The 19,461-nt window shown below is 71.9% G+C and carries 14 protein-coding genes and 1 riboswitch; of the genes, 4 read left to right on the top strand and 10 right to left on the bottom strand.

All coding sequences use genetic code 11. The features are described 5' to 3' along the window. Positions 1-124 precede the first annotated feature (124 nt). The 3 genes from IO30_RS0112775 to IO30_RS0112765 form a co-directional block, all read right to left on the bottom strand. Complete coding sequence (locus IO30_RS0112775) at positions 125-922, bottom strand: M23 family metallopeptidase (RefSeq protein ID WP_031142405.1); 798 nt, start codon at positions 920-922, stop codon at positions 125-127. A gap of 13 nt (positions 923-935) precedes the next feature. After that, positions 936-1,094: riboswitch (cyclic di-AMP (ydaO/yuaA leader) on the bottom strand. A 183-nt stretch (positions 1,095-1,277) separates the two neighbouring features. Further along, entirely contained in the window at positions 1,278-2,645 is a 1,368-nt protein-coding gene (locus IO30_RS0112770; protein ID WP_031142403.1) for a M16 family metallopeptidase, read from the bottom strand. 20 nt (positions 2,646-2,665) lie between these two features. After that, positions 2,666-4,024, bottom strand: a complete 1,359-nt coding sequence (locus IO30_RS0112765; RefSeq protein ID WP_031142401.1) for a M16 family metallopeptidase — start codon at positions 4,022-4,024, stop codon at positions 2,666-2,668. A 249-nt stretch (positions 4,025-4,273) separates the two neighbouring features. Here IO30_RS0112765 and IO30_RS0112760 point away from each other — a divergent pair, with 249 nt between their 5' ends. From IO30_RS0112760 to IO30_RS0112750, 3 genes are all read left to right on the top strand, one after another. Continuing rightward, a complete protein-coding gene (locus IO30_RS0112760; RefSeq protein ID WP_031142399.1) occupies positions 4,274-6,730 on the top strand; it encodes a DNA gyrase/topoisomerase IV subunit A in 2,457 nt (818 codons plus the stop codon). A gap of 103 nt (positions 6,731-6,833) precedes the next feature. Continuing rightward, positions 6,834-8,912 carry a restriction endonuclease gene (locus IO30_RS0112755; RefSeq protein ID WP_031142397.1) on the top strand — a complete coding sequence of 693 codons (2,079 nt, stop codon included), beginning with the start codon at positions 6,834-6,836 and terminating at the stop codon, positions 8,910-8,912. A 68-nt stretch (positions 8,913-8,980) separates the two neighbouring features. Beyond that, on the top strand, positions 8,981-9,385 hold the full coding sequence (locus IO30_RS0112750) for a hypothetical protein (RefSeq protein WP_031142395.1): 405 nt from the start codon (positions 8,981-8,983) through the stop codon (positions 9,383-9,385). Between the two features lie 12 nt (positions 9,386-9,397). Here the strand turns inward: IO30_RS0112750 and IO30_RS0112745 are convergent, their stop codons facing one another. Beyond that, a complete protein-coding gene (locus IO30_RS0112745; protein WP_031142393.1) occupies positions 9,398-10,510 on the bottom strand; it encodes a CobW family GTP-binding protein in 1,113 nt (370 codons plus the stop codon). A gap of 24 nt (positions 10,511-10,534) precedes the next feature. Beyond that, positions 10,535-11,716 carry a citrate synthase/methylcitrate synthase gene (locus IO30_RS0112740; protein ID WP_037893886.1) on the bottom strand — a complete coding sequence of 394 codons (1,182 nt, stop codon included), beginning with the start codon at positions 11,714-11,716 and terminating at the stop codon, positions 10,535-10,537. Positions 11,717-11,786: 70 nt separating this feature from the next. Here IO30_RS0112740 and IO30_RS0112735 point away from each other — a divergent pair, with 70 nt between their 5' ends. Beyond that, positions 11,787-13,037, top strand: coding sequence for a citrate synthase (locus tag IO30_RS0112735; protein ID WP_031142389.1), 1,251 nt, complete (start codon positions 11,787-11,789; stop codon positions 13,035-13,037). A gap of 39 nt (positions 13,038-13,076) precedes the next feature. Here IO30_RS0112735 and IO30_RS0112730 read toward each other — a convergent pair whose 3' ends face one another. The 5 genes from IO30_RS0112730 to IO30_RS0112710 form a co-directional block, all read right to left on the bottom strand. Then, positions 13,077-14,684, bottom strand: a complete 1,608-nt coding sequence (locus IO30_RS0112730; RefSeq protein WP_237403404.1) for a glycoside hydrolase family 13 protein — start codon at positions 14,682-14,684, stop codon at positions 13,077-13,079. Positions 14,685-14,738: 54 nt separating this feature from the next. Beyond that, positions 14,739-15,614 (bottom strand): carbohydrate ABC transporter permease, encoded by an 876-nt coding sequence (locus tag IO30_RS0112725; protein WP_031142384.1) that lies wholly within the window; start codon positions 15,612-15,614, stop codon positions 14,739-14,741. Positions 15,615-15,646: 32 nt separating this feature from the next. After that, a complete protein-coding gene (locus tag IO30_RS0112720) occupies positions 15,647-16,555 on the bottom strand; it encodes a carbohydrate ABC transporter permease (RefSeq protein ID WP_037893884.1) in 909 nt (302 codons plus the stop codon). A 221-nt stretch (positions 16,556-16,776) separates the two neighbouring features. After that, positions 16,777-18,174, bottom strand: coding sequence for an ABC transporter substrate-binding protein (locus IO30_RS0112715; protein ID WP_031142380.1), 1,398 nt, complete (start codon positions 18,172-18,174; stop codon positions 16,777-16,779). 212 nt (positions 18,175-18,386) lie between these two features. Beyond that, complete coding sequence (locus IO30_RS0112710; RefSeq protein ID WP_031142379.1) at positions 18,387-19,397, bottom strand: LacI family DNA-binding transcriptional regulator; 1,011 nt, start codon at positions 19,395-19,397, stop codon at positions 18,387-18,389. Positions 19,398-19,461: the final 64 nt, after the last annotated feature.

The raw sequence follows: 19,461 nt of genomic DNA, 5'->3' as shown, positions 1-19,461 counted from the left end.
TGCTGCGACTCTATTGCAACACACGATAATTTCCGAGAGCGGCCGGAAATCCGAAACATTTACCGCCGGGGCACAACGCGAAGACCCCGGCTCGGGGAGCCGGGGTCTTCGGTGAAGCCGTGGATCAGAGGCTGACGCCGTGCGAGCGCAGGTACGCGACCGGGTCGATGTCCGAGCCGTAGTCGGCGCCGGTACGGGCCTCGAAGTGCAGGTGCGGGCCGCTGGAGTTGCCGGTGGAGCCCGACAGGCCGATCTGCTGGCCCGGGGTGACCTGCTGGCCGACCGAGACGCTCAGCGAGGTCATGTGCCCGTACTGGGTGTAGGTGCCGTCGTTGTGCTTGATGACGACGTTGTTGCCGTAGGCGCCGCCCCAGCCCGCCTCGACGACGGTGCCCAGGCCCACCGCGTGGACCGAGGTGCCGGAGGGGGCGCGGAAGTCGATGCCGGTGTGGCTGCCGGAGGACCACATGCCGCCGCCCGCGTGGTACTGCGTGCTGATGCCGCCGCCGACGGGGGCGACGAAGGTGTTGAGGCGCTTGCGCTCCTCCTCGCGGGCCGCACGCTCGGCGGCCTCGCGCTCGGCCTTCGCCTTGGCCTCGGCGAGGCGCTTGGACTCGGAGGCCCGCTGCTTCGCGTCGGCCTCGGCCTGGGCCTTGGCCGCGGCGTGCTCGGCGGCGCGCTGCTGGGACTCGGCCTGGTCCTCGATGTCACCGGCGAGTTCCTCGGCCACGACGACGGCGCCGAGCGCATTGTCCTGGGCGGAGTTGTCGGCGGTGTCCGCGGCGAAGGCCGGACCCGCGAGGCTGCCCACGACGCCAGTGGTGGCGAGGGCGGCGATACCGGCGTAGCCGGCGGTCTTGCGGCTCAGACGGCTGGAGCCACGGTGCTTACCGGAACCGGCGGGACGACTGCCAAACGCCATGAAGGGGTTGATCCTTTCCTTCCTTCTCGCCTACCGGGTTAGCTGACGGGTTCGGAGCAGGAAGGTCTCCTACGGGCCTCCTCTTGCGAGGCGGTCCGATTCACCCCAGGGACTGATGTGGGTCCCCGGCTCCCCAGGCTCGCGCCTGACGGGGACTCGGCGATCGCTGTCCGGTGCCGCGGATGCGGCGGGTACAACTGACGAACAGCACGGCTGACGCTAGGCGGATCATCAGTCAATCGCCAAACAGACGCGCCTTTTTGTTGCGTACGCCACACCACATACAAGCAACCTCACCACTAAACGGACAAAAGGGGCCCTGGCGAACAATCCGCCAGAGCCCCTTCGGAATGCGTCAGTTGGTGACGACGCTCACTTCGCCGATGCCCAGGGCCCGGACGGGCTCCTCGATCTGCGCCGCGTCACCCACGAGGATCGTGACCAGCCGGTCCACCGGGAAGGCCTTCACGACCGCCGAAGTCGCCTCCACCGTGCCCGTTTCGGCGAGCCGGGCGTACAACTGCGCCTGGTAGTCGTCCGGGAGCTCCTGCTCGACCTGGTCGGCGAGGGTCCCGGCGACCGAGGCCGCCGTCTCGAACTTCAGCGGGGCCACGCCCACCAAGTTCTGCACCGCCACGTCCCGTTCCGCGTCCGTCAGACCGCCCTCGGCGAGGGTGCGCAGCACCTTCCAGAGGTCCTCCAGCGCCGGGCCCGTGTTGGGCGTGTCCACCGAGCCGCTGATGGCCAGCATCGAGGCGCCCTTGCCGTCGGCGGTGGAGCGCAGGACCTGCCCGAAGGCGCGCACGCCGTACGTGTAGCCCTTCTCCTCGCGCAGGACCTTGTCCAGCCGGGAGGTGAGGGTGCCGCCGAGGCAGTACGTGCCGAGCACCTGGGGCGCCCAGACCCGGTCGTGCCGGTCCGCGCCGATCCGGCCGATCAGCAGCTGCGTCTGGACCGCGCCGGGCCGGTCCACGATGACGACCCGGCCGGTGTCGTCGGCGGTCACCGGCGGCACCGGGAGCGGCTCGGCGGAATTGCCGGTCCAGGCCCCCAGGGTGTCCGCGAGGACCGCGTCGAGGTCGATCCCGGTCAGGTCCCCGACGACCACCGCGGTGGCGGTGGCGGGGCGTACGTGGGCCTCGTAGAAGGCGCGTACGGCCGTGGAGTCGATGCGGGAGACCGTCTCCTCGGTCCCCTGGCGCGGGCGGGACATGCGCAGGCCGGCCGGGAAGAGCTCCTTGGAGAGCTGCTTGGCGGCGCGGCGCTGCGGGTTGGCCAGCTCGTGCGGGATCTCGTCGAGCCGGTTGCGCACCAGGCGGTCGACCTCGTCGTCCGCGAAGGCCGGGGCGCGCAGGGCCTCGGCGAGCAGGCCGAGCGCCTTGGCCAGCCGGGAGGCCGGGACCTCCAGGGAGACCCGTACGCCCGGGTGGTCGGCGTGCGCGTCCAGCGTGGCGCCGCAGCGCTCCAGCTCGGCGGCGAACTCCTCGGCGGAGTGCTTGTCGGTGCCCTCGGACAGCGCCCGGGACATGATGGTCGCCACCCCGTCCAGGCCCTCCGGCTCGGCGTCCAGCGGGGCCGCGAGGTTGATCTCGACGGCCACCACCTGCTGGCCGGGGCGGTGGCAGCGCAGGAGGGTGAGGCCGTTGGCCAGGACCCCGCGCTCGGGCGCCGGGAAGGCCCACGGCTGCGGCTCGCCCGCCTGCGGCTGCGGGTGGAAGGTCATCGTGACGGCTGCGGTGTCGCTCACTGCTCCGCCCCCTCGTTCTCGGTGTTCGCGGCGTTCTCGGCGGCCTCTTCGTCGGGCGCGGCCAGCGGTTCGTAGACGAGCACCGCGCGGTTGTCCGGGCGCAGCCGGGCCGCGGCCACGGCCTGCACCTCCTCGGCGGTGATGTCGAGGACGCGCTGGACGGCGGTCAGGGCCAGCTGCGGGTCACCGAACAGGACAGCGAAGCGGCACAGTTCGTCGGCGCGGCCGGAGACCGTGCTGAGCCGGTCCAGCCACTCCCGCTCCAGCTGCGCCTGGGCGCGCTCCATCTCCTCGGCCGTCGGGCCCTCGGCGGCGAAGCGCGCGAGCTCCTCGTCCACGGCCGCCTCGATGGCGGGGATCTCGACGCCGCTGGAGGTCTTGACGTCGAGCCAGCCCAGCGAAGGCGCGCCGGCGAGGCGCAGCATGCCGAAGCCTGCCGCGACGGCCGTCTGGTCGCGGCGTACCAGGCGGTTGTGGAGCAGCGAGGACTCGCCGCCGCCCAGGATGGTCAGCGCCACGTCCGCGGCGTCGCACTCGCGGGTGCCGTCGTGCGGGAGCCGGTAGGCGGCCATCAGCGCGCGCGCCGGGACCTCCTCGACGATCTCCTCGCGCAGCTGCTCCCCGATGGTCTCGGGCAGGGAGCCGTCGCGGGGCGGCTGCTTGCCGTCGTGCGCGGGGATGGTGCCGAAGTACTTCTCGACCCAGGCGAGCGTCTGCTCGGGGTCGATGTCGCCGACGACCGACAGCACCGCGTTGTTGGGCGCGTAGTACGTGCGGAAGAAGGTCCGCGCGTCCTCCAGGGAGGCGGCGTCCAGGTCGGCCATGGAGCCGATCGGGGTGTGGTGGTACGGGTGGCCCTCGGGGTACGCGAGGGCGGTCAGCTTCTCGAAGGCCGTGCCGTACGGGACGTTGTCGTACCGCTGGCGGCGCTCGTTCTTGACGACGTCGCGCTGGTTCTCCATGGACTCCTCGTCCAGGGCGGCCAGCAGCGAGCCCATGCGGTCCGCTTCCAGCCAGAGCGCAAGCTCGAGCTGGTGGGTGGGCATGGTCTCGAAGTAGTTGGTGCGCTCGAAGCTGGTGGTGCCGTTGAGGGAACCGCCGGCCCCCTGGACCAGCTCGAAGTGCCCGTTGCCGGGTACGCTCGCCGAGCCCTGGAACATCAGGTGCTCGAAGAGGTGAGCCAGGCCGGTACGTCCCTTGACTTCGTGGCGCGAGCCGACGTCGTACCAGAGGCAGACCGCGGCGACCGGGGTCAGGTGGTCCTCGGAAAGCACCACGCGCAGGCCGTTGGCCAGCCGGTGCTCGGTCGCTGTCAGGCCGCCGGAGCCGGCCTGAGCTGTGGCCGTGTGACCCATGGGCATGTGGTCCCTTCGATCGCGATGCAGAGATTTCTGTCAGACCTGCCACTGTATGCAAGCGCGTCGGCCGCCGGATAAGTTCCCGGCTCAGACCTGGGTCGGAGTCCGCGTTGTCGGTGCCTGGGGCCACAATGGTCCGCACCACCCCTGTCGGACACCCGCCAGACCCAGCCGGATCCCGCCGGACCCGGCACGACCCGCCAGACCCCCAGCACACCCCTTTCTTGGTTAAGGAGCCGCGCAGCGATGGCCCGCCGCAGCACGAAGACCCCGCCGCCGGAGGATTTCGAGGAGAAGATCCTCGACATCGACGTCGTCGACGAAATGCAGGGCTCCTTCCTCGAGTACGCGTACTCGGTGATCTACTCCCGCGCCCTTCCCGACGCCCGGGACGGCATGAAGCCGGTCCACCGGCGCATCGTCTACCAGATGAACGAGATGGGCCTGCGCCCCGACCGCGGCTACGTGAAGTGCGCCCGCGTCGTGGGCGAGGTCATGGGCAAGCTCCACCCGCACGGCGACGCGTCGATCTACGACGCGCTCGTGCGCATGGCCCAGCCCTTCTCCATGCGGCTGCCGCTCGTCGACGGCCACGGCAACTTCGGTTCGCTCGGCAACGACGACCCGCCGGCCGCGATGCGTTACACCGAGTGCCGCATGGCCGACGCCACGTCACTGATGACGGAGTCGATCGACGAGGACACCGTCGACTTCACCGCCAACTACGACGGCCAGGAGCGCGAGCCCGTCGCCCTGCCCGCGGCGTACCCGAACCTGCTGGTCAACGGCGCTTCCGGGATCGCCGTCGGCATGGCGACCAACATGCCGCCGCACAACCTCGGCGAGGTCATCGCGGCCGCCCGCCACCTGATCCGCCACCCGCAGGCGGACCTGGAGGCGCTGATGCGCTTCGTGCCCGGGCCCGACCTGCCCACCGGCGGCCGGATCGTGGGCCTCTCCGGCATCAAGGACGCCTACGAGAACGGCCGCGGCACCTTCAAGATCCGTGCGACCGTGGCCGTGGAGAACGTGACGCCGCGCCGCAAGGGCCTGGTCGTCACCGAACTGCCCTTCACGGTCGGCCCCGAGAAGGTCATCGCGAAGATCAAGGACCTGGTCGGCTCGAAGAAGCTCCAGGGCATCGCCGACGTCAAGGACCTCACGGACCGCTCGCACGGCCTGCGCCTGGTCATCGAGATCAAGAACGGCTTCCACCCCGAGGCCGTGCTGGAGCAGCTCTACAAGCTGACGCCGATGGAGGAGTCCTTCGGCATCAACAACGTGGCGCTGGTGGACGGGCAGCCGCTCACCCTGGGCCTCAAGGAGCTCCTCGAGGTCTACCTGGACCACCGCTTCGAGGTCGTCCGGCGGCGCAGCGAGTTCCGCCGCACCAAGCGCCGCGACCGCCTGCACCTGGTCGAGGGCCTGCTGGTGGCGCTCATCGACATCGACGAGGTCATCCGGCTCATCCGGGACAGCGAGAACTCCGCGCAGGCCAAGGCCCGGCTGATGGAGCGGTTCTCGCTGAGCGAGATCCAGACCCAGTACATCCTGGACACCCCGCTGCGCCGCCTCACCAAGTTCGACCGGATCGAGCTGGAGTCGGAGCGCGACCGCCTGACCGGTGAGATCGACGAGCTGACCGGGATCCTGGATTCCGACAGCGAGCTGCGCAAGCTGGTCTCCTCGGAACTGGCGGCGGTGGCGAAGAAGTTCGGCACCGAGCGCCGCACGGTGCTGCTGGAGTCGGCGGGCACCGCGGTGGCGGCGGTTCCGCTGGAGGTCGCGGACGACCCGTGCCGCGTCCTGCTGTCCTCGACCGGCCTGCTGGCGCGCACCGCCAACGGCGATCCGCTGCCGGAGGAGGAGGGCGGCGCCCGCGCCAAGCACGACCTGATCGTCTCGCAGGTCGCCGCCACCGCCCGCGCCGACGTGGGCGTGGTCACCTCCCTCGGCAGGCTGCTGCGGCTCTCGGTGATCGACCTGCCGCAGCTTCCGGACACGCACGCCGCCCCGAACCTGGCGGGCGGGGCCCCGGTCACGGAGTTCCTGTCCGGACTGGAGCCGGACGAGAAGGTGGTCTGCCTGACCTCGCTGGACGAGTCCTCGCAGGGCCTGGCCCTGGGCACCGAGCAGGGCGTGGTCAAGCGCGTCGTGCCGGACTACCCGGCGAACAAGGACGAGCTGGAGGTCATCACCCTCAAGGAGGGCGACCGGATCATCGGCGCCGTGGAGCTGCGCACCGGCGAGGAGGACCTGGTCTTCGTCACCGACGACGCCCAGCTGCTGCGCTACCCGGCGTCCCAGGTGCGCCCGCAGGGCCGCCCGGCGGGCGGTATGGCGGGCATCAAGCTGACCGGTGAGTCCAAGGTGATCCACTTCGCGGCCGTGGACCCGGCGCGCGACGCCGTGGTGTTCACGGTGGCGGGCTCGCACGGCACGCTGGACGACTCGATGCTGTCCGGGAAGCTGACCCCCTTCGACCAGTACCCGCGCAAGGGCCGGGCCACCGGCGGGGTGCGCTGCCAGCGCTTCCTCAAGGGCGAGGACCTGCTGGTGCTGGCCTGGACGGGCAACAACCCGGTCCGCGCGGCGTCCGCGAACGGCACTCCGGCCGAGCTCCCGCCGGTGGACCCGCGCCGGGACGGCTCGGGTGCGGCGCTGCCGGCGTCGGTCGCGGCCCTGTCGGGGGCCGTCCTGTAGGGCAGTCGTACCAGGGCATTCGGGTGGTGCGGCCCAGGGGACGTACCACCCGAATGCCGACTAGTGTTTTCCCCGTGGACGTGGTGGGGGGAGAACGCAGCTGATGAGCCGTCGAGCGGGCAGCGGACTGATCGGGCACTGGGCGGAGGCACAGCGCCGCCAGCAACAGACGCAGCTGGTCCAGCAGCGGGAGGCCGAGCGCCGGCAACGGGCCTACGAACGGGACGCGAACCGGAGCCACCGCCAGTACCGCGAGGCCGAGGCCCTGCGCCGTACCGCGCAGCTCGACGCCGAGGTCGAGGCCCTCAAGGGCCTGCTGGTCACCGGCTGCCGGGCACCGGCGTTCCGGATGTCCGCCCTGGCCCGGCCCGACCAGCTCCAGCCCTTCGACCCGGGGGCGCTGGCGCACCCGGTGCCGATGCCGCGCATCGAGGAGTTCCAGGCGCAGAGCAGCGGCTGGACGCTCGGCTCGAACAACCGGGCGCAGGCGGAACGGGAAGCACACGCCCGGTACACGCAGGCCTGGCAGGCCGCGAACGCCGCGGAGGCGCAGCGCCGGCAGCAACTGGCCGCGTACCGGCAGCAGTACGACCGCTGGGCGGCGGAGCAGCTCGCCGGGGTGCGCGAGCGCGACAGCGGGCTCACCGAGCTGGCCGACGCCCTGCGCACGGGCGACGCGGAAGCGGCGGTGGAGTACTTCTCGGCCGCCCTGTACGCCTCGACGGCCTGGCCCGAGACCCTGCCGCGGCAGGTGTCGGCCGCCTACGACCCGGCCGCGCGCCAGCTGGTGCTGGACTGGGAGCTGCCCGGGTACGCGGTGGTACCCGAGGCCCGGGCGGTGCAGTACCTGCCGAGCACGGACCAGGACAAGGTGAAGCCCCGCCCGGTCACGGAACGGCGGGCCCTGTACCGGGACCTGCTGGCGCAGTGCGTGCTGCTGGTGGTGCGCGAGCTGTACGCGGCGGACGAGTTCGGCGTACTGGACTCGGTGGTGGTCAACGGCTTCGTGGACTGCCACGATCCGGTGACCGGGCAGGAAGCCCGTTTCGTGCTCGCCACCGTGCCGGCTGCGCGCAGTGCTTTCGCCGGGCTGCGGCTGGAGCAGGTCAGTGCGGTGGACTGTCTGGTCTCGGGACTGGGCGGGCAGTTGTCGGCACGGCCGGACCAGCTGACGGCGGTACGCCCCGGGCGCAGGCCCGAGGAGGTCGGTGGGGACGTCGTCAGCCATGGCGGGCACGCGGGCGGCGAGGACGAGGACGAGCCGGATCTCTTCGTCATGGACCCGATCGCCTTCGAGAACCTGGTCGCCGAGCTGTTCCGGGCGATGGGCATGGAGGCGGTCACCACGCAGCGGTCAGGTGACGGCGGGGTGGACGTGGAGGCGGTGGACCCGGCGCCGATCCGGGGCGGGCGGATCGTCGTACAGGTCAAGCGCTACCGGAACACGGTGCCGCCGACGGCCGTGCGTGATCTGTACGGCACGGTCCAGGACAAGGGGGCGAACAAGGGGGTGCTGGTCACCACCGCGTCCTTCGGGCCGGGGTCGTACACCTTTGCCAACGGCAAGCCGCTGGAGTTGGTTCCCGGCACGGACCTGGTCGGGCTGCTCCGCCAGTACGGGCTCCGCGGCCGGCTCGGCGGCGGAGCCGCAGCGCCCTCCCCCGGCCGCGCCGCCGAGCCGGAGCCCGCTGCCCCGGCGGAGCACAACGTCCTCGGCATGTCCTGGTCGGGCGCGGTCGCGCTCGACGTGTGCGCGCTGGTCTGCGCGGGGAACCGGGTGCTGAGCGAGGAGCACTTCGTCTTCTTCAACAATCCGCGGACCCCGGACGGATCGGTGCGGGCCCGCGCCCACGCGGCACCCGACAAGGCGGCGCTGGAGGTCTCCTTCGACGCCCTGCCGCCGTCGGCCGACCGGCTGGTCCTCGTCGCCGCGATCGATCCGGAGGCCGATCCCCACGCCGACCTCGGCGGGTTCACCGACGCCCGCATCCGCCTGCTGTCCGCCGGCGGCGAGGAACTCGGCACCCTGGAGGTCTCCGACGGGCGGGCCGGTGAGACCGCGCTGGTCCTCGGTTCGTTCCGGCGCCGGGCCAACGGCGACTGGGACTTCGTGATCGGCGGCAAGGGCTACCGCGGCGGACTGGAGGACCTGCTGCGGGAGTACGGGGTCGAGGTCGCCTAGGGTCGGCGCGGCCGGCGGCCCGGTGCGCCGTACCGGGGTGGGACGGGGGCGGGGACGGGGGTGGGACCGTGAGTTACAGCTTCTACCTGATGCGGTTCGTGGACGGCGAGGTCGCCGCGCTGGACGCCGAACGGTTCCTGCGGGTGATCGGGCCGTACGTGACGGCGCGCGATCCCGAGCTCGGATTCGTTCAGCTCCGTGCCGAGGACGGCGGGCGGGCGGACGTCTACTTCCGTGCGCACCCGCAGGACGGCCTGACGAACGTGACGTTCACGCACGTCGGCGTCGGCGCCGTGTTCGGTCTGCTCGCCCGGCTCACCGCCGAACTCTCGGCCTCGTTCGTGCCCCAGGACGACGTGACGCTGATCCTCGACGAGGACGCGCGGCCCCACCTCCCCCCGCCGCTGCGGCAGGACGCGGTCGTCGTCGCCCCCACGGGGGAGGCGTTCCTGGCCGTGCTCGGCCGGGACTGACGGCGACGTCCCTCAGAAGCCGTCCGCCTCGGCGGACCCGGGCCCGTCCGCCTCCGCCTCCGACTCCGCCGCGGGGCGGGCCACGTAGCGCAGGACGCCCCACATGCTCTCGGGGCGCGCCTCCTGCGGGGCCGGTTCGCGGCAGGCCGCCAGCTCCGCGAGCAGCCCGGGCCCGTCGGTGCCGGCGCCGATCAGGACCAGCTGGGTCAGGCGTGCTTCGCCCCGCCCCCAGGGCTGCGGGGCGAAGCGGAGGAACCGGCCGACCGCGTGGACCTCGTAGCGCTCGTCGTGCCCGGGGACGCCGAACCAGACGAAGCCCTTGATCCGGTAGAGCCCGGCGGGGCGGCGGTCGAGGAAGTCGATGAACCGTCGTGGGCTCAGCGCCTGCTCGGACACGAACTCCGTGCTCTCGTACGCAGCGTGCACGTGGGCGCATGCACCCTCGTCCTGGTCCTGGCCCTGGGCCTGGTCCTGCGCGAGCAGGTCCTCGAAGGAGAGCTGGCCGCGGGTCTCGGTCCAGGGGCGGCGGTCGAAGAGCAGCTCCGGGTCGATCCGCCCGTGCTCGGCCCCCACGACCGGGATGCCGGGGGCGCAGAGTTCGGCGAGCCGCGCCTCGATCCGGGCCCGTTCGGCTTCGTCCACCCGGTCGGTCTTGTTGAGCACCACCAGGTCCGCGACGGCGAGGTGGCGGTCGGTCTCCGGGTGCCTGGCCCGGGTCGCGTCGAACTCCGCGGCGTCCACGACCTGCACCGTGCCGCCGTAGCGGACGTCCGGGTTCTCGCTGGCCATCAGCATCCGGATCATTTCCTGGGGTTCGGCCAGCCCGCTCGCCTCGATGACGATCACGTCGATCCGGTGGGCGGGAGCGGCCAGCTTCTCCAGGTACGCGTCCAGCTCGCTGCCGTCGACGGCGCAGCACAGGCAGCCGCCGCCGAGGGAGAGCATCGAGTCGCCGAGCTGCCCGGCAACCGACATGGCGTCGATCTCGATGGTGCCGAAGTCGTTGACGACGACCCCGATGCGGGTGCCTCCCCTGTTGCCGAGGAGGTGGTTGAGGACGGTGGTCTTGCCGGATCCGAGGAATCCGGAGAGGACGACGACGGGGATGGGCTGCCTGCTGTTCACCCGGTCGATCGTAGCCAGCCTCCGTCAGCCGGGCAGCGGCACCGGCTGCGGCGGGGTGGGTCCGGCGTACCGCGCGGCCGGTCGGATGATCTTCGGGTCGGCGGCCTGTTCGAGGATGTTCGCACCCCAGCCGACGACGCGGGCGGCGCAGAACGTGGGGGTGAACATCTCGCGCGGGATCCCGCACAGTTCCATGACCACGCCCGCGTAGAACTCCACGTTGGTGTGGAGCTCGCGGCCGGGCTTGAGCTCGGCGAGGATCTCCTCGACCTGGCGCTCGACCTCGACGGCGAAGTCCACGAGCGGCCCGCCGAACTGCTGGGCGATGCCGCGCAGCATCCGCGAGCGCGGGTCCTCGGTGCGGTACACGGGGTGGCCGAAGCCCATGATCCGCTCCCCCGCCAGGACCCGCTCGCGGATCCACGGCCCGATCCGGTCGGCGGTGCCGATGGCGTCGAGGGTGTCCAGGGCCCGGCTGGGCGCGCCGCCGTGCAGCGGGCCGGAGAGCGCACCGACCGCCCCGGTGAGGCAGGCGGCGACGTCGGCGCCGGTGGAGGCGATCACCCGGGCCGTGAAGGTGGAGGCGTTGAATCCGTGGTCGACGGTGGAGACCAGGTACTGCTCGACCGCCCGCGCGGTGACCGGGTCGGGCTCCTCGCCGGTGAGCATGTAGAGGTAGTTGGCGGCGTACGGCAGGTCCGCCCGCGGTTCGACGGGCTCCAGCCCCTGCCCCAGCCGGTGCAGCGCGGTCAGCAGGGTCGGTACGGCGGCGCAGGCGGCCAGCGCGTCCTGGGCCCGGTGCTCGGGGTCGAGGTCGTAGACGGGGCGGAAGCCCGCGGAGGCGCCGAGCAGCGAGAGTGCGGTCCGCAGGCCTGCGAGCGGGCCGGAGGGCGCGGTGGCCCGGGCGAGGGCGGGCAGGGCTTCGCGTACCGCGCCGGGCAGCGGGCGCAGGGCGGCGGTCTCGGCGGCGAAGGCGGCCCGTTCGGCGGGACCGGCGGGCAGCGCGCCGCGGAACATCAGGTGCCAGACGTCCTCGAAGGTCCGGCTCGCGGCGAGCTCGACGGCCGAGTACTGGCGGTAGTGGTAGAAGCCCTCGCGGCCCCTGACGTCACCCAGTTCGGTCTCGGTGACCACGACTCCCGCGAGACCGCGGGGCCCTTCGATGGTGCCGGCGGTGGTGCCGCGCGTGATGTCGGTGGTGTCCATGGATCGACCATCCATGATGGATTCTATCGATGTCAATATTGATTGACTCAATATGTGTAGGGTGTCCGTCATGAATGACCAAGCGGACGGCGGCGGCCGCCGGATCGGCACCCAGGAGGCGGCGCGACTGCTCGGGGTGAAGCCGGCGACCGTGTACGCGTACGTCAGCCGCGGCCAGCTCACCAGCCGCCGCGACGCCGTCGGGCGCGGCAGCAGCTTCGACGCGGCCGAGGTGGAAGCCCTCGCCCGGCGCAGCAGGCGCGAGGCGGCGGCCCCCGCCGCCGGGGACCTCTCCGTACGCACCTCGCTCACGCTCATCGAGGCCGACCGGTACTTCCTTCGGGGCGTGGACGCCGTGGAACTGGCCTCCCGGCACTCCTACGAGGAGGTCGCCGAGTGGCTGTGGACCGGCGCCCTGGTGCCCGGCGCCCGGTTCACCGCACCCCCGGGAGCACTGGCGGCGGCCCGGCGATCGGTGGCCGCCCTGCCGGAACACAGCGGTCCGGTGGACCGGCTGCGGGTGGCCGTCGCCGCCGCCGCGGTCGTCGATCCGCTCCGGTTCGACCTGTCCGAGGAAGCGGTGCTCGGCTCCGCGCGCTGCCTGATCCCGACGCTGGCGGGCGCGCTGCCCGCAGCGGATCCGGCGCAGACGGCGCAGCCGCTGGACGAGGGACCGCTGGCCCGCCAGCTGTGGGCCCGGCTGACCCCGCGGCCGCCGGACGAGCAGGCCCTGCGGGTGCTGGACCTGGCGCTGGCGCTGCTGGTCGACCACGATCTGGCCGCCTCCACCCTGGCGGTACGCGTGGCCGCGTCGGCGCGGGCCCATCCGTACGCGGCGGTCTCGGCCGGGCTAGGCGCACTGGAGGGTCCGCTGCACGGCGCGGCGGGCCGGCTCGCCCACCGCATGCTGGCGGAGGTCCTGGAGCAGGGCGGCGCCGCGCCCGTGGTGGCCGAACACCTGCGCGCGGGGCGCCGGGTGCCGGGTCTCGGGCACCGGCTGTACCGGGGCGAGGACCCCCGGGCGACCGCCCTGTTCGCCCGGCTGGAGGGGCTCCCGCAGGCCGCTCCGGCACTGGCCGCGGCGCGCGAGGTGGCGGCGGTGACGGCCCGGCAGGGCGGGCTGCACGCCAATGTGGACCTGGCGCTGGCGGTGCTGACCCTGTCCTGCGGGATGGCGGCGGAGGCCGGGGAGACGGTCTTCGCGGTGGCCCGTACGGCGGGCTGGATCGCGCACGCGCTGGAGGAGTACCAGGAGCGCCCGCTGCGGATGCGGCCGAGCGGTCACTACGAGGGCCCCCGCCCGCCCCAGCCACTGCCGTGACGGCCGTGCCCGGGGAGACGGAACGGTCCGGCTGCGGCGTCAGGTCCGCAGCCAGACCGCCGTGTCCTGCGCAAGCAGCCCCGTACCGTCGAGGGCGGAGCTGCTCAGCAGGAGTTCGGCGCGGCCCGGCAGTGCGACCGGGACCTCGGACAGGTTGACCGTGCAGACCAGCCCGTCGGGGCGGGCGAACGACAGCACCCCGGGCGGCGCGGGCAGCCACTCCAGGGTGCCGCCGCCGAACCCGGCCGCCGCGCGGCGCAGTCCGAGGGCGGTGCGGTAGAGGGTGAGCATCGAGTCCGGGTCCCCGTCCTGGCGGTCCGCGGCGTACCGCGCCCAGCCCTCGGGCTGCGGCAGCCAGGGGTCGTTCCAGGGCTCCTCGGTCCACGGCAGGGGGATCCGGCAGCCGTCCCGGCCCGGGTCGGTGCCGCCCGACCGGAAGTGCATCGGGTCCTGGATCCGGCTGAGCGGGACCTCGGCTTCCGGCAGCCCCAGCTCCTCGCCCTGGTAGACGTAGACCGCCCCGGGCAGGGCCAGCGTCAGCAGGGCGGCGGCGCGCGCCCGCCGGGTGCCCAGACCCAGGTCGGTCGGGGTGCCGAAGGCCTTGGCGGCGAAGTCGAAGCCGGTCTCGGCGCGCCCGTAGCGGGTGACCGTACGGGTCACGTCGTGGTTGCAGAGCACCCAGGTGGCCGGAGCCCCGACGGGGGCGTGCTCGGCGAGGGTCTCCTCGATGGAGGTGCGCAGCCGTCCGGCGTCCCACGGGCAGCTGAGGAAGGAGAAGTTGAAGGCGGTGTGCAGCTCGTCGGGGCGCAGGTAGCGGGCGAAGCGTTCGGAGTCCGGCAGCCAGACCTCACCGACGAAGACGGCCCCGTACTCGTCGGCGACGGCCCGCCAGGAGCGGTAGACGGCGTGCAGCCCGTCCCGGTCGATGTACGGGTGGACCTCGCCGGGCCACGGCTCGGGGGAGCGTCCGGCCAGGTCGGGCAGGGCCGGGTCCTTCAGCAGCAGGGCCGCGGAGTCGATCCGTACGCCGGCCACGCCCCGTTCGAACCAGAAGCGCAGGACCTCCTCGTGCTCGCGGCGAACGGCCGGGTGGTCCCAGTTGAGGTCGGGCTGCTGCGGGGTGAACAGGTGCAGGTACCACTCCCCGTCCGGTACCCGCGTCCAGGTGGCGGCGCCGTTGAACTGGGAGGGCCAGTCCCCCGGCGGCAGTTCGCCGCCGGCCCCGCGGCCGGGGCGGAAGTGGAAGAGCTGCCGCTCGGGGCTGCCGGGGCCGGCGGCGAGGGCGGCCCGGAACCAGGCGTGCTGGTCGGACACGTGGTTCGGGACGATGTCGACGATGGTCCGGATGCCCAGCTCGCGGGCTTCGCCGATGAGCTTCTCGGCCTCGGCCAGGGTGCCGAAGGCGGGGTCGATGGCGCGGTAGTCGGCGACGTCGTAGCCGCCGTCGGCGAGCGGGGAGAGGTACCAGGGGGTGAACCACAGGGCGTCCACCCCGAGTTCGGCGAGGTAGGGGAGGCGGGCCCGGACGCCTGCGAGGTCACCGGTGCCGTCCCCGTCGCCGTCGGCGAAGCTGCGGACGTACACCTGGTAGATGGCGGCCGAGCGCCACCAGTCGGCGGAGTCTTCGGGCAGGGGAAAGTCAGCCACGGAGGGGTCCTTTCGCAGGGGGCGGCCGGGCGCGGCGGCGGGCGTGCGGGGTGGTCAGCCCTTGAGGGAGCCTGCCGTCAGACCGCTCATGATGTTGCGCTGGAAGATCAGGAAGAGGATGAGCGTGGGCGCCGAGGCCATCGCGAGGGCGGCGATGAGGTGGTTCTCGGGGACTCCGGAGGCCAGGGAGTAGATGCCGACGTTGAGCGTCTGGAGGGCCGGGTCGGGCAGGGTCAGCATCGGCCAGAGGAAGTCCTTCCAGACCCCGACGATCGCGAAGATCGACACGACGCCGAGGACGGGCCGGGACATCGGCAGGACGATGGAGCGCAGGGTGCGCAGGGCACTGGCCCCGTCGATGGCTCCCGCGTCGAGGATCTCCTGCGGGATGGAGTCGAAGAACCGCTTCAGCAGGAAGATGTTGAAGGCGTTGGTGACGGACGGCAGCCAGATCACCCAGGGGGTGTTGAGCAGGTTCCGCTGGATGACCGGCATGTCGAGGACCGTGAGGTACTGGGGTACGACGAGCACGGTCGCCGGGATCATCAGGGTCGCCAGCATCATCCCGAGGACCGCCTTGCCGAAGAGCGGTCGCAGCCGGGAGAGCGAGTAGGCGGCGGCCACGTCGAGGACCAGTTGGAAGGCCAGGGCGCCGAAGGCGTAGTAGAGGGTGTTGAGCAGCAGCCTGGCCAGGTCCATGACCTTCCAGGCGGCCGTGTAGTTGGCGGTGTGCAGGGAGTCGGGGACCAGGGTCGGCGGGACTTCGGCGAACTCCGCGGTGCTCTTGAGGCCGTTCGAGACCATCCAGTAGAGGGGCCCGAGGAAGACGAGGGTGAAGCCCGCGACGACCAGGACGAGGACGGTCCAGTAGACGATCCTGCCTCGGGTGCGGCCGAGTTGGGCCGGTGATATCAGGGTGCGCTCTGCCATGTGAAGTACTCCCCCGGCGGGTTCTGGTCCGGTCAGTTCTCGTTGTCGCGGCTCAGCCGGACGTACACGGCGGAGAAGCCGGCGAGGAGGACGAGCAGGCACAGCCCCAGGGCCGCCGCACCTCCGTAGTGGTTGAAGCTGAAGGCGTACTGGTAGATGAGGACGACGACGGTGGTGGTCGATCCTTCGGGTCCGGCCCCGCCGGTCAGCAGGAACGGTTCGACGAACACCTGCATCGTCGCGACGATCTGCATCAGCAGCATCAGCGAGAGGATCAGCTTGGTCTGCGGGATCGTGACGTGCCAGACCTTGCGCAGCAGACCGGCCCCGTCGAGTTCGGCCGCCTCGTACAGCTCGCCGGGGATGCCCTGGAGGGCGGCCAGGTAGATGAGGGTCGCGCCCCCCATGTTCATCCAGGTGGAGGCGAGGACGACGGAGAGCATCGCGGTGTCGGTGGACTGGAGCCAGTCCTGCGCCGGGAGGTGCAGGAATTCCAGCGCCCGGTTGAAGAGGCCGTAGCCCGGGTCGTAGAAGTACTTGAAGAGCAGGACCGAGGCCACCGGCGGCATCATCACCGGCAGGTAGACCAGCAGGCGCAGGTAGCCGCGCGCGTGCCGGAACTCGTTCAGGACGAGGGCCACCACGAAGGGGAGGACGAAGCCGAGGAGCAGGGCCAGCCCGGTGAAGAGCAGGGTGTTGCGCCAGGCCTGCCAGACGTTCGGGTCCCGGAAGACGTAGGCGAAGTTGTCCCAGCCGACCCAGCGGGTGGTGCCGCCCTCGGTCTTCTGGAAGGCCAGCAGGAACTCCCGGACCATCGGGTACCAGGAGAAGAAGGAGAAGCAGAGGACGGCGCCGATCAGGAAGCCGTGTGCCGTCAGGTTCCGCTTGAACGCCCTGAGGAATTCCTCACGGGAGCCTCGGGGCAGGGTGGGAGCCGACATCGGCGCTCGCTCCTCGGTGCGGGTACGGGTACGGGTGCAGGTGTGGTGACGCCGTACGGGAACGCGGTACGGGTACCTGGTGCGGGCCGGTGCGGTGCGCAGGGCCCGGGCGGTACGGAGGCCGGGCGTGTACGGAGGCCGGGCGGTACGGAGGGGCCGGCGGCGGAGGGCCCGGGCGGCGGAGGGCGGGGAAGCGGGCCGCCGGGCCCATCCGGGTTCCGCTACTGGTTGGCCAGCACCTGGTTGACCGCCTTCTCCGCCTCGGCGAGGAGCTGACCGGGATCGGCGTCCTTGTTGGTGAGGACGGCCGACATCACCTTGTCGAGGACCTTGTAGACCTCCTGCGCCTTCACCGGCTCCGCCTTGCCGGGCACCGGGTGGTCCAGGAAGGCCTTGAAGTTGGCGACCGGCATGGTGGCGCTCGCCGCCTTCAGCTTGTCGTCCTCGGCCTTGCTGGCCCCGGTGAAGAAGGCCGGCTGGGGCAGGCCGACCGGCAGGCCGTCGGCCTTGCTCCGGTCGTACCGGAACTGCCCCTTGCCGACCGCGAGGGTCTTGAAGTTCAGCCAGGCCACGGCGGCCTTGACCTGGTCGGGCGAGCTGCCCTTCTTGATCATGTAGCCGTTGCCGCCGGCGAGGGTGGCCGCGCCGCCGGGGATGGGGCCCATTCCGAAGTTCGCGTACTCGGCCCCGAGCTGCTGGACCATGTACGTGATGTCGTCGGGTGCGGCCAGGAACATGCCGAGCTTGTCCGAGGCCATCTGCTTCTGCAGGTCACCCCACTTGAGCAGTTGGGTCCGGCCCATGCTGTCGTCCTCCCAGCGCATGGCGTGGAGGTTGTCGACGATCTGCTTGCCGGTGGCGTTGTTGAAGGCGGCCTTGCCGTCGGCGCCGACGACCTCGCCGCCCAGGCCGTACATGGTGGCCGTGTAGTGCCAGCCTCCGGTGTTCTCCACGCTGTACTCGCCGAAGCCGGCGACCCCGTTGCCGAGGGCCGCGATCTTCTTGGCGGCCGCCCGGACCTCCTCCCAGGTGCGCGGCGGGGAGTCGGGGTCCAGGCCGGCCTGCTGGAACAGCTTGCGGTTGACCAGCAGGCCCATCGTGTAGTTGCTGGTGGGCAGCCCGTAGAGCTTCCCGTCGCGCTTCAGGACGTCCAGGACGTGTCTGTCGATGTCCTGGAGCGCGGGCACCGAGGCGGGCGTGACGTACGCCGAGATGTCCTCGGCCCCGTCGTTGTCCAGCACCTGCTGGAGATCGGTGAAGTAGGCGTAGAAGACGTCGGGCTGGGACTTCGCCTTGAGCATCGCGGTGAAGCGCGGGGGCTCCAGGCACTGGCCGGGGGTGGAGCGGCCGTCGATCGTGACGTTCGGGTAGGTCTTGTTGAACTCCGCCACGTCCTCCTTCCACTCCTTGAGCTCGGCCGCCTTGGCCGCGGGCGGCATGCAGTCGATGGAGAGGGTGACCTTGGCCTTCGGGTCGAGCGGGGCGGAGGCGTCGGTGGAGCCGCCGGCCGGGGGCTTGTCGCCGTCTGAGCTGCTGCTCGTTCCGCAGGCCGCGAGGGCCGTGACGGCGAGCGCGGAGACGAGGGCGGCCGCGACGTTGCGGCGGACGTGGGTTCTCATCGGTGGTCCCCTTCGAGCATCGAGCAGGAGGCGTGGGGGCGAGCGCGGCACACTCAACCACCACCCACAGATGAACGCAATATCTCGCGCAGATTTCGTAAGAGATTGACAGTGGAGTGCCGTACGGGGACGCAAAAAGGGCTCCGGACCGTCCATGGGACGTTCCGGAGCCCTGGTCGCAGCGCGCGGACCCTGGGGGGGGCGGCGGGCGCTCAGGCCCGCGGGGCCTGCGCGGTGGAGCCGCGGACCACCAGTTCCGGCTCGAAGAGCAGCTCTCCGGGCTGTACGGCGGCCCCCTGGATCTGCGCCGTGAGCAGCTCGACCGCCGCCCTGCCCATGGCCTCGATGGGCTGGCGGACGGTGGTCAGCGGGGGCTCGGTGCAGTTCATGAACGCCGAGTCGTCGTAGCCCACCACGGAGACCTCCCGGGGGACGTGGAGCCCGCGCCTGCGGGCGGCCCGCACCGCGCCGAGGGCCAGCGGGTCGCTCGCGCAGATGATGCCGGTGACCCCCCGGTCGAGCAGCCGGGAGGTGGCCGCGTGGCCGCCTTCCAGCGAGAACAGCGCCCGCTCCACATGGGCGGCGGGCAGCTCCGACCCGGCCGCGGCGGCCACCGCCTGCGCGGCCGCCAGCTTGCGCAGGGAGGGCATGTGGTCGGGCGGGCCGAGCACCAGGCCGATCCGCTCGTGCCCGAGGGAGGCCAGGTGGCGCCAGGCCTGCTCGACCGCGACGGCGTCGTCGCAGGCCACGCAGGGGAAGCCCAGGTCGTCGATGGAGGCGTTGATCAGCACCACCGGGACCTTGCGCTCGGAGAGCAGCCGGTAGTGGTCGTGCGGGGCGTCGGCCTGGGCGAAGAGCCCGCCGGCGAAGACCACGCCGGACACCTGCTGCTGGAGCAGCAGCTCGACGTAGTCGGCCTCGGAGACGCCGCCGGTGGTCTGCGTGCACAGCACCGGAGTCAGTCCCTGCTGCGCCAGCGCGCCGCCGATGACCTCGGCGAAGGCCGGGAAGATGGGGTTCTGCAGTTCCGGCAGGACCAGCCCGACCAGCCGCGCGCGCTCGCCCCGCAGCTGGGTGGGACGCTCGTAGCCGAGGACGTCGAGGGCGGTGAGCACGGACTGGCGGGTCGCCTCCGAGACGCCCGGCTTGCCGTTGAGCACCCGGCTGACCGTTGCCTCGCTGACTCCCACCTTCTTCGCCACTTGAGCAAGTCGTCGCGTCATGAGCGCAAGAGTAGCGCAAGAAATGCAAGTTCCTTGCAGTTCGATTACAGCCAGTTTGACGCAG

It is taken from the genome of Streptomyces xanthophaeus, assembly GCF_000725805.1.
GTDB lineage: Bacteria > Actinomycetota > Actinomycetes > Streptomycetales > Streptomycetaceae > Streptomyces > Streptomyces xanthophaeus.
Note: the sequence above shows the minus strand (reverse complement) of the source record. Positions and strands in the feature narration are given on the sequence as shown.